This window comes from Frondihabitans sp. 762G35, assembly GCF_002074055.1.
In the GTDB taxonomy this organism is placed as follows: Bacteria; Actinomycetota; Actinomycetes; order Actinomycetales; family Microbacteriaceae; genus Frondihabitans.
The window spans coordinates 1,414,733-1,427,107 of the sequence record NZ_CP014619.1 but is presented as its reverse complement, the minus strand read 5'-3'; the positions used below and the strand labels follow the sequence as shown (position 1 = coordinate 1,427,107).

At 70.4% G+C, this 12,375-nt stretch carries 11 protein-coding genes and 1 tRNA gene; 7 read left to right on the top strand and 5 right to left on the bottom strand.

The genetic code is table 11. The features are described from left to right. Positions 1 to 458: 458 nt before the first annotated feature. From AS850_RS06895 to AS850_RS06880, 4 genes are all read right to left on the bottom strand, one after another. Positions 459 to 1,784, bottom strand: a complete 1,326-nt coding sequence (locus tag AS850_RS06895; protein ID WP_119868442.1) for an NAD(P)/FAD-dependent oxidoreductase — start codon at positions 1,782 to 1,784, stop codon at positions 459 to 461. 131 nt (positions 1,785 to 1,915) lie between these two features. After that, positions 1,916 to 2,191 (bottom strand): hypothetical protein, encoded by a 276-nt coding sequence (locus AS850_RS06890; RefSeq protein WP_119868441.1) that lies wholly within the window; start codon positions 2,189 to 2,191, stop codon positions 1,916 to 1,918. A 110-nt stretch (positions 2,192 to 2,301) separates the two neighbouring features. Next, a complete protein-coding gene (locus AS850_RS06885) occupies positions 2,302 to 3,279 on the bottom strand; it encodes an aldo/keto reductase (protein WP_119868440.1) in 978 nt (325 codons plus the stop codon). A 659-nt stretch (positions 3,280 to 3,938) separates the two neighbouring features. Then, positions 3,939 to 4,023, bottom strand: a tRNA-Leu gene (locus tag AS850_RS06880). An 87-nt stretch (positions 4,024 to 4,110) separates the two neighbouring features. Here AS850_RS06880 and AS850_RS06875 point away from each other — a divergent pair. The 3 genes from AS850_RS06875 to mshC are packed head-to-tail and all read left to right on the top strand — an operon-like array spanning position 4,111 to position 7,512. After that, positions 4,111 to 5,406 carry a M20/M25/M40 family metallo-hydrolase gene (locus AS850_RS06875; RefSeq protein WP_119868439.1) on the top strand — a complete coding sequence of 432 codons (1,296 nt, stop codon included), beginning with the start codon at positions 4,111 to 4,113 and terminating at the stop codon, positions 5,404 to 5,406. 16 nt (positions 5,407 to 5,422) lie between these two features. Next, positions 5,423 to 6,265 carry an undecaprenyl-diphosphate phosphatase gene (locus AS850_RS06870; RefSeq protein ID WP_119868438.1) on the top strand — a complete coding sequence of 281 codons (843 nt, stop codon included), beginning with the start codon at positions 5,423 to 5,425 and terminating at the stop codon, positions 6,263 to 6,265. Further along, the gene (gene mshC, locus AS850_RS06865) at positions 6,265 to 7,512 is read left to right on the top strand and encodes a cysteine--1-D-myo-inosityl 2-amino-2-deoxy-alpha-D-glucopyranoside ligase (protein WP_119868437.1); all 1,248 of its coding nucleotides are present in this window, start codon (positions 6,265 to 6,267) and stop codon (positions 7,510 to 7,512) included. Before AS850_RS06870 ends, mshC begins: the two co-directional genes overlap by 1 nt. 47 nt (positions 7,513 to 7,559) lie before the next feature. On the opposite strand, the gene AS850_RS06860 is transcribed toward mshC, so the two are convergent. Continuing rightward, on the bottom strand, positions 7,560 to 8,468 hold the full coding sequence (locus AS850_RS06860) for a proteasome assembly chaperone family protein (protein WP_119868436.1): 909 nt from the start codon (positions 8,466 to 8,468) through the stop codon (positions 7,560 to 7,562). 181 nt (positions 8,469 to 8,649) lie between these two features. On the opposite strand from AS850_RS06860, the gene AS850_RS06855 reads away from it, so the two are divergent. The 4 genes from AS850_RS06855 to AS850_RS06840 all read left to right on the top strand — a co-directional run bounded on the left by AS850_RS06855 (position 8,650) and on the right by AS850_RS06840 (position 12,370). Next, the gene (locus AS850_RS06855) at positions 8,650 to 9,306 is read left to right on the top strand and encodes an HAD family hydrolase (protein WP_119868435.1); all 657 of its coding nucleotides are present in this window, start codon (positions 8,650 to 8,652) and stop codon (positions 9,304 to 9,306) included. Continuing rightward, a complete protein-coding gene (locus AS850_RS06850) occupies positions 9,303 to 10,349 on the top strand; it encodes a tRNA (adenine-N1)-methyltransferase (RefSeq protein ID WP_119868434.1) in 1,047 nt (348 codons plus the stop codon). The genes AS850_RS06855 and AS850_RS06850 overlap by 4 nt, the downstream gene beginning before the upstream one ends. 1 nt (position 10,350) lies before the next feature. Next, the gene (locus tag AS850_RS06845; protein WP_119868433.1) at positions 10,351 to 11,322 is read left to right on the top strand and encodes an FKBP-type peptidyl-prolyl cis-trans isomerase; all 972 of its coding nucleotides are present in this window, start codon (positions 10,351 to 10,353) and stop codon (positions 11,320 to 11,322) included. A 100-nt stretch (positions 11,323 to 11,422) separates the two neighbouring features. Beyond that, the gene (locus AS850_RS06840) at positions 11,423 to 12,370 is read left to right on the top strand and encodes an FKBP-type peptidyl-prolyl cis-trans isomerase (protein WP_119868432.1); all 948 of its coding nucleotides are present in this window, start codon (positions 11,423 to 11,425) and stop codon (positions 12,368 to 12,370) included. Positions 12,371 to 12,375 lie beyond the last annotated feature (5 nt).

Here is a 12,375-nt window from a genome sequence, read left to right as displayed (position 1 = left end):
CACATGCCCCCATTTCGGGGGACTCCGCTCGTGCCTCGTCGGGTGAGCGAAACGGGTGAGTGGACCCGTGGCCCGGGTGAGGCGTGCGGGAGGCCCCGGGGGAGTCGTCGGGGCGGAGCGGTGCTCCGGTCGTCGGGCGACCGATCCGTTCGGTTCGGGACCCCGTTCGATCCCCATGCCTGCAGGGATCGGGGTTCCGGGCCCGTTCCTCAACCGCAGGGCCGATCGGGGGGTCCCCGTCGAGGGTCGTCGAGACCCCCCGGACGGGAGTCCTCCCCAATGACCGCAGTTCGTGTACCCCGAATGGTTGCAACGGGTGAGACGGGTGATCTCGGAAAGACGCGGCGGACCCTCTGGACGGGAAACGTCACCCGAAATCCCCTGATTGACAGAAGAAACCCCCGCTCACTATGGTTCGCACAGCAAGCGGGGGCCTCGGTGGCCGAGAGGTGTCTCGATTACTCCTTGACGCCTCCGGCGGCTGCCACGAAGGACGCCCGGGGGTCGGTGAGGTTCTCCAGCGTCGTCTCGTCGCGGCCGCTCACGAAGTTCGTGATCCAGCCGGTCAGGATGCGCCACTTGCGCGTGTAGGTCGGCATCGCCAGCAGGTGGTAGCCGCGGTGGGCGAGCCACGCCAGGACGTTCTTGAGGTGCACGCCCTGGATCAGGGCCGCTCCCTTGCCGATGCCGTAGCTGGCGACGGTCCCGACGGACTCGTGGCGGTACTCCGCCAGCGGCTCGCCGGCCATGGACGCGAGGATGTTCTCGGCGACGGTGCGGGCCTGGCGGACCGCGTTCTGAGCGTTCGGCGGGTAGTAGGCCGGCTGCTTGGCCGCGGTCAGGTCAGGAACCTGCGCGTTGTCCCCCAGAGCCCACACGCCGTCGACGCGCTTGCCCTCGTCGGTGACGACCTCGAGGCGCGCGTTCGCGTTGACGTGACCCTTCGGTCCGCGGGGGAGGTCGGTCGCGTCGAGCGCCGGGTTCGGCTTGACGCCGGCCGTCCACACGATCGTGCCGGCGGGGATCGTCTCGCCGTCGCTGAGGACGCAGTCGCCGTTCTCGCAGGAGGGCATCGTGGTCTTGAGCCGGATGTCGATGCCCCGCGCGCGCAGAGCGCCGAGGGTCCACTTGCTGAGCTCCGGGCCGACCTCGGGGGCGACGCGGTCGAGCGCCTCCACCAGGACGAAGCGGAGTTCGTGGCGGGACAGCTGCGGGTACTGGTCGACGGCGGCGTTGGCGGCGTCGTTCAGCTCGCCCAGCGCCTCGACGCCGGTGTAGCCGCCGCCGACGAAGAGGATGGTGAGGAGCTTCGCCCGCTCGGCGGGATCGGTCGTCGACGCGGCCTTCTCGATGTTCGCGAGGACGCGGTTGCGGACGTAGAACGCCTCCTCGACGCTCTTGAAGCCGACGGCGTTCTCGGCGAGGCCGGGTGTCGGGAACGTGCGTGTCACGGCTCCGAGGGCGACCACCAGGTGGTCGTAGGCGACCTCGGAGGTCGTTCCCTCGACGTGCGAGACGGTCACGGTCTTGGCCGCCGTGTCGATCCCGGTCATGGCGCCCTGGATGAACTTCGACCGGCGCAGCGTCTTCCGCAGCGGGACGGTCACGTCTTTCGGATCGATGTGGCCGCCGGCGACCTCGGGAAGGAACGGCTGATAGGTCATGTACGGGCTCGGGTCGATGACCGTGATGCTCGCGCTCTGCGGGGGACGCTTCCGCTGGAGCCACAGCGCGGTGTGGAGACCCGCCGAACCACCACCCAGAATAACGATTCGTGTTGTCATGCCTCGACGGTACTCCGCACGCGGGGTCGATTCGCTCCGCGGCGGAAAAATGACAGCGCAGGATGCCCGGCCTCCGCCCTCGACATCGTCACGCCCGACGGACCGACCCCTCGGGTCGGCCCGGGCTCGTGTTACTCGGTGCCGTCGCTCTCGACGTAGCTTCCCTCGAAGCCGGCGCGGTCGGCGTCGGTCTCACCGGGCTTGACGCCCTCGGAGGGGATGTCGCTGTCGGTGAAGGCGCCGTCGTACTCGACGCCGTGCTCCTTCGTGGAGGTGTAGGACCCCGACTCGACGTGCTCGCCGCCGTTCAGGGGCGCGTCGGTGCCGTGGTCGGTCTGCTCCTGCCCGGACTGCGCCTCGCGGGCCTTGCCGTCGTCGGGGCTCTCAGTGGTCGCGTGATCCGTCACGGTCGGTACCCTTCGTCAGTCTCGTCGGCGTCGTCGCCGATGGATTCCCCCATGATGCCCCCCGCCGCCCCTCGCGGTCGAGGGGCGGCGGTGGTTTGGTCGGTCCGACGTCAGAATCCCTCGGGATTCCGGGCGACGTAGGGCGATTCGAGCGCGTCGAGCTCGTCGTCGGTGAGAACCAGGTCGACGGAGGCGACGGCGTCGTCGAGGTGGTGCGGCTTCGTCGCCCCGACGATGGGTGAGGTGACGGCATCCTGCTGGCGGACCCAGGCGAGGGCGACCTGCGCGCGGGAGACGCCGCGGTTGTCGGCGACGCGGGCCACGGCGGAGGCTATGGCCCGATCGCCCTGCTCCTGCTGACGGTAGAGGGTCTTGCCGAAGAGGTCGGTCTCGCTCCGGGCCGTCTTCTCGTCCCAGTCGCGCGTGAGGCGGCCTCGAGCGAGAGGGCTCCAGGGGAGGACGCCGACGCCCTGGTCGAGGCAGAAGGGAAGCATCTCGCGCTCCTCCTCGCGCTGGATGAGGTTGTACTGATCCTGCATCGAGATGAAGCGCGTCCACCCCGCGAGGTCGGCGGTGTACTGCATCTTCGCGAATTGCCAGGCCCACATGCTGGAGGCGCCGATGTAGCGCACCTTGCCGGCCTTGACGACGTCGTGGAGGGCCTCCATGGTCTCCTCGACCGGGGTCTCCGGGTCGAAGCGGTGGATCTGGTAGAGGTCGATGTAGTCGGTCCCGAGACGGCGGAGGCTGTTGTCGACCTCGGTCATCACGGCGAGACGCGAGAGCCCAGCGCCGTTCGGTCCGGGGCGCATTCTCCCGTTGAGCTTGGTCGCGATGACGACCTCGTCGCGGCGGGCGAAGTCGGCGAGCGCGCGGCCCGTGATCTCCTCGCTCGATCCGTCGCTGTACACGTTGGCGGTGTCGAAGGTGGTGATGCCGAGTTCGAGGGCCCGCTGGATGAAGGGCCGGCTCTCCTCCTCGGGGAGGCTCCACTCGTGGCCGCCCCTCTTCGGGTCGCCGTAGCTCATCATTCCCAGCGTCACGGCCGACACCTGCAGGCCGCTCGTTCCCAGTCGCACATAGTCCATGCCCCGACCCTACGACCGCCCCCCGAGCCGTTCCCAGCCCCGCAGCCTTTTCGCTGCCCGTCCCCGACGCGCGAAGCGCCGTCCCCCGTGCCCCTAAAGCAGGAGTTTCCGCGTCACCGTCCTGCGTCACGATCCCGCAGGAGCCGTTTCTCCTGCGGAGTGCGCGCCAAACCGAGCGAACTCCTGCCTAACTAACGTCGGCTCCTGCCGGAGCGTCCCGAGCCACGATCCCCCGACGCGCGGCCCCCGGCCCACGACGCGCGAAGCGCCGTCCCCCGTGCCATTGCACCTCGTGCCCACGGCGCGCGAAGCGCCGCCCCCCGTGCCGCCGCACCTCGTGCCCACGGCGCGCGAAGCGCCGCCCCCCGTGCCGCCGCACCTCGTGCCCACGGCGCGCGAAGCGCCGCCCCCCGTGCCGCCGCACCTCGTGCCCACGGCGCGCGAAGCGCCGTCCCCCGTGCCATTGCACCTCGCGCCCCCGACGCGCGAAGCGCCGTCCCCCGTGCCGCCGCACCTCGTGCCCACGACGCGCGAAGCGCCGTCCCCCGTGCCACGTGTCCGGAGGACCCCAGCGGAGCGACGCGACGCGGACAGCGTCGCAGAAGGCGACGAACGAAAAAAGGCCCTGCCCCTTGGAGGGCATGGCCTTTTTTCGTTCGTGTCCGAGGGGGGACTTGAACCCCCACGCCCTATACGGGCACTAGCACCTCAAGCTAGCGCGTCTGCCATTTCCGCCACCCGGACGAGTGTTCGCGGCGTTTTGCCGCCTCGAAACATTAGCACGATCCCGGGGGCGGTTTTGACACGGTCGTCCCCGGGTAGCGTGGTGGCATGACCGAACTCGACGAGACAGCCCTCATCGCGCGCGACCTGATCCGTTTCGACACGACGAACTACGGTTCCGGCCGATCGAACGGGGAGGCGGACGCCGCGGAGTACGTGGAGGCGAAGCTCGTCGAGCTGGGTGTGACGCCTCAGGTGTTCGAGTCGGAGCCGGGTCGCACGAGCGTCCTGGCCCGGGTGGAGGGGCGCGACCGGTCGAAGCCGGGTCTGGTGCTCCACGGGCATCTCGACGTGGTGCCCGCGGATCCTGCGAACTGGTCGGTCGATCCGTTCGGCGGCGAGGTGCGCGACGGCATGCTGTGGGGTCGCGGCGCGGTCGACATGAAGAACATGGACGCCATGATGCTGACGGCTCTCGGCGACCTGCTGCGCGCGGGGGAGCGGCCGGAGCGCGATCTCGTGGTGGGGTTCCTCGCCGACGAGGAGGCGGGCGGCGTCCTGGGGTCGCACTGGCTGGTGCAGAACCATCCCGAGCTCTTCGACGGGATGGGCGAGGCGATCAGCGAGGTGGGCGGGTACTCGACGTTCATCGACGGCAAGCGCGCGTACCTCCTGCAGACGGGGGAGAAGGCCCTCGTCTGGATCAAGCTGATCGCCCGCGGCACGGCGGGTCACGGGTCGCAGATGATCCGGAACAACGCGGTCACGCGTCTGGCCGAGGCGGTCGCCGTCCTGGGTCGGCAGGAGTGGCCGGTCCAGATGACGAACACGACGACGGAGCTCCTGGCCGAGGTCGCGCGCATCCTGGGCGTCGATCCTGCGTCGACGAGCCCCGACGAGCTCGTGCTGAAGACCGGCACGGCGTCCGGCTTCATCCGCGGCAGCCTGCGGGTGACGACCAATCCGACGGTCCTCACCGCCGGGTACAAGCACAACGTCGTCCCCGACGAGGCGTCGGCTCTGATCGACATCCGCTGCATGCCGGGGGAGGAGGGCGCCGTGCTCGCCCAGGTGCAGGAGCTGGTGGGCGACGACATCGAGATCGTCACCCTGCACACCGACATCGGCCTGGAGACGGAGTTCGGCGGCCCTCTGGTCGAGGCGATCGTGTCGACCCTCGGGCGCCACGACCCCGGCGCGCCGGTCCTGCCGTACCTCCTCTCGGGCGGGACGGACAACAAGGCCCTCAGCCTCCTGGGGATCGAGGGCTACGGCTTCGCTCCGCTTCGTCTGCCGGAGGAGATGGACTTCCCGGCGATGTTCCACGGCGTCGACGAGCGAGTGCCCCTCGACGCACTAACCTTCGGATCCCGCGTCCTGCGCGATCTCCTCGCGACATACTGAGAGGCGTCAGCCGCACGTGGACCACTTCTTCCAAGCTCTCCTGCTCGGCCTCGTCCAGGGCCTGACGGAGTTCCTCCCCGTCTCGTCGAGCGCTCACATTCGGCTCGTCGGTCTGTTCTTCCCGCACGCCGCGGGCAAGGAGTTCGACCCCGGTGCGGCGTTCACCGCCATCATCCAGCTGGGCACCGAGCTGGCGGTGCTCATCTACTTCTGGAAGGACGTCTCGCGGATCGTGTCGCGCTGGTTCCTGGCGCTCATCGGCCGCTGGGACCGCCGCGACCCCGACGTCAGGATGGGATGGCTCGTCATCATCGGGACCATCCCGATCATCGTCGTGGGCTACCTCACGCAGGATCTCATCGCAACGGACTTCCGGTCGCTGTGGCTCCTCGCGACCGTGTTCGTCGTGTTCGGCGTCGTCCTCGGCGCGTGCGACGTCCTCGGGAGGAAGCAGCTGCCCTTCGAGCGCATGAGGTGGTCGCACGGCGTCGGGATCGGCATCGCGCAGGTGCTCGCGCTGATCCCCGGCGTCTCCCGCTCGGGCGCGACGACGTCGGCCGGCCTGGCGCTCGGCTACACCCGTCCGGCGGCGGCGCGCTACTCGTTCCTCCTGGCGATCCCGGCGGTTTTCGGGAGCGGCCTGTTCGAGATGTATCAGGCCATCCACTCGAACGCCTCGAACCCGTACTCCCTCGTCGACACCGCGGCGGCGACCGTGGTGGCGTTCGTCGTCGGCTTCGTGGTCATCGCGTTCTTCATGAACTACATCTCGAAGCGGAGCTTCCTGCCGTTCGTCGTCTACCGCATCGCACTCGGCGCGGTCCTCTTCGTGCTGCTCGGCACCGGGGTGATCGGCTGATGCGCTCCTGGAACGTCCCCGCCCTCCCGTCCCTCCCGGGATCCGCACCGCTCCCCACCCTCCACGACACGGCGACGGGCTCGAAGCACGTCACCGACGTGTCGCGGGGCGGTCAGCTCTACGTCTGCGGGATCACTCCCTACGACGCCACCCACCTCGGCCACGCGTCGACCTACCTCGCCTTCGACACGCTGGGGCGGATCTGGCGCGACGCCGGCGTGGAGGTCACCTACGTGCAGAACACCACGGACGTCGACGACCCGCTCCTCGAGCGCGCCCGCGACACCGGGGTCGACTGGCGCGAGCTGGCCGCGTCGCAGACCGACCTCTTCCGTTCCGACATGGAGCACCTCGGCGTGATCCCGCCCGACCACTTCGTGGCCGTGACCGACGTCGTCGACGACGTCGCCCGCTCCGTGTCCGCCCTCCTCGAGTCGTCGTTCGCCTATCGCGTCGACACGCCCGACTCGTCCGCGGGCGACGACGTCTACTTCGACGTCGACCGCGCCGGGCAGGAGACGCTCTGGCACCTGGGGATCGAGAGCCGCCTCGATCCCGAGACGATGATGCGCTTCTTCCGCGAGCGCGGCGGCGACCCGGACCGCGACGGGAAACGCAACGCACTCGACCCGCTGCTCTGGCGCGCGGCTCGCGACGGCGAGCCGTCCTGGCCGACCGTCCTCGGGGAGGGGCGCCCGGGCTGGCACATCGAGTGCACCGTCATCGCGCTCGAGCACCTCAGCCTGCCCCTGTCCGTCAACGGCGGCGGAAGCGACCTGATCTTCCCGCACCACGAGATGTCCGCCGGGCACGGGACCGCCCTCACGGGCGAGACCTTCTCATCGCTGTACGCGCACGCCGGCATGGTCGCGTACGAGGGCGAGAAGATGTCGAAGTCGCTCGGGAACCTCGTCAAGGTCAGCGAGCTCGTCGCCTCGGGCGTCGATCCTCGCGCCGTGCGGCTCGCGCTCCTGCAGCACCACTACCGGAGCGACTGGGAGTGGTTCGACGACGACGTCACCGCGTCGATCGCCCGGATCACGCACTGGGTCGCCTGGGCGGCCGACGCGACGCCGGGGGCGGAGGCGACACCCCTGGTCGCCGCGCTGCGGGACGCCCTGGCGGACGATCTCGACACGCCGAACGCCGTGGCGGCCGTCGAGCGCGCCGTCGTCGAGGACGTGCCGCCGACGAGCGTGGACGTCGACGCGGTGCACGCCCTGCTGGGCATCGACCTGCGCGCCTGATTCCGCGCTCCTGAGCCATCGCTCGGGCGCCGTCTGTGATGCGCGACTCAGACGGCGGGCGGGCGCCAGGGGTCGTCGCCGGACTTGCCGTCGCGTCGACGCAGGTAGCGCTCGAACTCCTGAGCGATCGCCTCGCCGCTCGCCTCGGGCGAATCGACGGTGTCGCGGGCCTGCTCGAGCTGCTCGATGTAGCCGGCCATGTCGTCGTCGTCGGCGGCGAGCGCGTCGATGCCGCTCTCCCAGGCCTCGGCCTCCTCGACGAGCTCGTCGCGGGGGACCGCCACGCCGGTGATCTCCTGGACCTTGTCGAGGATCGCGAGGGAGGCCTTGGGCGACGGGGCGTTGTGCACGTAGTGCGGGACCGACGCCCAGATCGAGAGGGTCGGGATGCCCGCCTGCTCGAGGGCCTGCCCGAGCACCGACAGGATGCCGACCGGGCCCTCGTACGTGCTCCGCTCGACCGTGAGCTCGGCGCGGACGTCGTCGTTCTCGCTGCCGACGTAGATCGAGATGGGGCGCGTGTGCGGCACGTCGGCGAGCATGGCGCCGAGGAACACGACGCCGGTGACGCCGTGGACGTCGGCGAGATCGACGATCTCGGCCGCGAAGCTCCGCCAGGAGCGCGAGGGCTCGGCGCCCAGCAGGACGAGCAGCCCGCCGTCGCGCGCGGCGAGTCCGTCGGCGACCTCGGTGACGCCGGAGGAGACCGACGGCGTCGCGTGGAGCTGGATCCGCGGCCAGACGAGCGTCGCGTTGCCCTCGTCGTCGTGGGCGGCCTGGGGCCGGTTGAACTGGAAGTCGATGTACGCCTCGCCGTCGAGCTCGGCGATCGCGGTCATGTCGAGGGTCTCGATCAGCGCGCGCGCGACCCCGGAGGCCGCCTCACCCGCATCGTTCCAGCCCTCGAACGCGACGACGAGCAGCCGCCCCTCGGCGAATCGTGACGTTGGCGACACCTGACATCCTCACTGCGCGGGCCACGAGAACGGCTCCGCGCTGATCCTCCACGATAGACCGTGCCGCCTCCGGCCCGGGTTCGCCCGGTTAGACTCGGTTGTCGTGACCGATTTCCGCCGCGCCTCAGAAGGCTCCTCCGCAGCAGGCCTTCCGCCGCTGCCCGCCGCCGTCCTGTGGGACATGGACGGCACCCTCGTCGACACCGAGCCCTACTGGCAGGAGTCGCAGGTCCGGCTCGTCGCGGAGCACGACGGCACCTGGAGCCGCGAAGACGGCGACTCGCTCATCGGCTCCGGCCTCTGGCACTCCGCCACCGTCCTCCAGCAGCACGGCGTCGCTCTCGACGAGCAGGCGATCATCGACCGGATGACCGACGACGTCCTCGTCCGCATCCGCGAGCACCTCCCGTGGCGTCCCGGCGCGCGCGAGCTCCTCCGCGACCTCCGCGACGCGGGCGTCAAGACGGCCCTCGTCACGATGTCGATCCGCCGCATGGCCGACTCGATCGCCGAGGCGATCGGCTTCGACGCGTTCGACGCCGTCGTGGCCGGCGACGAGGTCGAGCACGCGAAGCCGCACCCCGAGGCCTACCTGACCGCAGCCGACCTCCTCGGCGTCGACATCGCCTCCTGCGTCGCCATCGAGGACAGCCCGACCGGCATCGCCTCCGCGGTCGCCGCGGGAGCCGCCACCCTCGGCGTCGAGCACCACGCGCCCCTCGCCGACGACGGCGACTTCCTCCGCCACCACACCCTCGTCGGCGTCACCGCCCGCGACCTCGGTCACCTCCTCCAGCGGGGCCGAGCGCTCGGCACCCTGCCCGAGGCCGACGCGTGAGCGCCCAGCGGCGGCAGTCCGGCCCCTTCCTCTGGGGCGACAAGGTCCAGCTCACGGGCCCCAAGGGCAGGATGCACACCATCACCCTCACCGAGGGGGGCGTCTTCCACACCCACCGCGGCATGGTCGCGCACGAGACCGTGGTCGGTCTGCCCGACGGCTCGGTGATCACCAGCACGACCGGCGACGACTACCTGGCCCTGCGCCCGCTCCTGGCCGACTTCGTCATGTCGATGCCGCGGGGCGCGGCCATCGTCTATCCGAAGGACGCCGCGATGATCGTGACGTTCGCCGACATCTTCCCGGGAGCGACGGTCGTCGAGGCGGGCGTCGGCTCCGGCGCGCTCGCACTGTCGCTCCTGCGCGCCGTCGGTCCCGAGGGCCGCCTGGCCTCGTTCGAGCGCCGCGACGAGTTCGCCGCGGTCGCCGAGGGCAACGTCACGAGCTTCCTCGGGCAGCGGCCCGACAACTGGACGCTGACGGTGGGCGACCTCGTCGAGGAGCTCCCGGGCGTCGTCGACGACGGCACGGCCGACCGCGTCGTCCTCGACATGCTCGCCCCGTGGGAGTGCGTCGACGCGACCGCCCGGGCCCTCAAACCCGGCGGGCTCGTGGTCGTCTACGTCGCCACGGTGACGCAACTCTCCCGCACGGCCGAGGCCCTCCGCGACACCGGCTCGTTCACCGACCCCGAGTCGAGCGAGACCCTGGTCCGCTCCTGGCACGTCGAAGGGCTCGCCGTGCGACCCGACCACCGGATGATCGCGCACACCGGATTCCTCCTCACCGCCCGCCGCCTCGCCGAGGGCACCGTGCTCCCGGCGCTCAAGCGCCGCGCGTCGAAGTCCGACTTCAGCGACGAGGACGTCGAGCTCTGGACCCCGGGTGCCCTCGGCGAGCGCACCGCCTCGTCGAAGAAGCTCCGCAAGACCGCTCGCCAGGCGCAGGATGCCGCGGCCAAAGCCGTCGCCGCCACCGATGCCGACTCTGCCCTCCGCACCACCGAGACGACGGCCGACGATGCCGTCACGGAAAAGGACTGACGTGCCCCACTCCACCTTCACCCGGACCCTCGCCGTCGCCGCCACGGTCGGCGCCCTGCTGAGCCTCACCCTCGCCGGATGCACGGCGAAGACCGACACGTCGGCCTCCTGCTCCGGGGGAGTCGCCTCCGGGAGCCTCTCCGACGGCATCAAGGCCACCGGCAAGCAGGGCAGCGCCCCGACGGTGACCTTCGACAAGGGCCTGTCGACCGACAAGACCGAGAAGACCACCCTCGTCACGGGCAAGGGCAAGCTGATCGAGAAGGGCGACCCGGTCATCTTCCAGGTCAGCCTCTACGACGGGAAGACCGGCGCGAAGGCCACCACCACCGACTACAAGAGCAGCGGCACCTACCTCGTGGCCGGCCCCAACGCCAACCTCAACGCTCTGAGCTCTGGGCTCGTCTGCTCCCACGTCGGCGACCGCATCGCCATCGCCGCCAGCCCGAAGGACGCCACGGGCGGCAAGGGCATCGCCGACTACAAGATCGGCGCGACCGACTCCGTCGTGTTCGTCGCCGACATCCTCAAGGCGTTCCCCGGGCGCGCCGAGGGCGAGGCGCAGAAGCCGGTCTCCGGCCAGCCGACCGTCAAGCTCTCCTCCACCGGTGCACCGACGATCACCATCCCGAAGACGAAGGCCCCGACCACCCTCCAGTCGACCACGCTCATCAAGGGCTCCGGCGCCAAGGTGGCCGAGGGCGACACGCTGATGATGCAGTACACGGGCGTCCTCTACAGCGACGGCAAGGTGTTCGACTCGTCGTGGAAGAACGGCCAGCCGCTCGTCGGGAGCCTGACCTCCGGGCAGCTCATCGACGGCTGGGTCAAGGGCCTCGCGGGCAAGACCATCGGTAGCCAGGTGCTTCTCGTCGTGCCCCCGGCGGACGGCTACGGAGACAAGGCGAACGCCTCGATCCCGGCCAACTCGACGCTCGTCTTCGTCGTCGACATCCTGGGCAAGGTCTCCTGACCCACCCGGTAGGCTGATCGGGCTCCGCCCGCGACAGCCCGTCCCGCGGTGCCACCGACCTGCACGGCGTCACGCCTGCAGAGCAACAGAAAGAGGATCCGTGCGCAAGCTCCCCGCGCTGCCGTCCGTGCGCAAGCTCCCCGCACTGCTCGTCACGGCTGCCCTGGTGGCCTCGCTGTCCGCCTGCGCCACGGCCCCGGCGCCCGGCTCCGCAGGATGCACGGCTCCCGCCTCGGGGAACGCGTCGAACGTGGTCTCCGCCACCGGCAAATTCGGCGAGAAGCCGACCGTCACGGTCCCGACCCCCATCAACACGTCGCACACCGAGGTGTCCACGCTGATCGAGGGCTCGGGCCGGATCCTGACCGACGGCACCCCCGCGCTGATCGAGTACACGATCTACTCGGGCGCCACCGGCAAGGAGGTGCAGGCGAGCTCCTACGGAACGCCCGCCGCGCCGATCACCGTCGGGGCGACCAAGGGCGGCCCGCTCGTCGACGCCCTCGAGTGCTCGCGCGTCGGATCGCGCATCGCCGTCGCCGTCAAGGCCAGCGACCTCAGCTCGACGACCGGCAAGACCGACACCACGTCCGGCCCCGCGTACGTGGCGGTCATCGACATCAAGCGGGCCTTCCTCCCGAAGGCCGACGGTGCCCTCCAGCTCGGTGTCAACGACATGCCCGCCGTCGTGACTGCGCCGAACGGCGCGCCCGGCATCAGCGTCCCCGACGTCGCCGCCCCGACCAAGGAGGTCGTGCAGCTCGTCCGCAAGGGCTCCGGTCACCGACTCATGGCGAAGGACACCGCGGTCGTGCAGTTCACCGCGGTCGACTGGGCCGCGAAGCCGACCGTGCAGGAGTCGTCGTGGACGAACGGCGACGCCGCCACCACCATCCCGCTCGGCGACGCCACTTTGCCCGAGCAGTTCAAGAAGGCCCTCGTCGGACAGACGGTCGGCTCCCAGGTGATGGTGGTCATCCCGCCGAGCGCCACGTCGAGCACCGCCACGACCTCGATCTACGTCTTCGACGTCCTGGGCTCGCTCTGAACCGC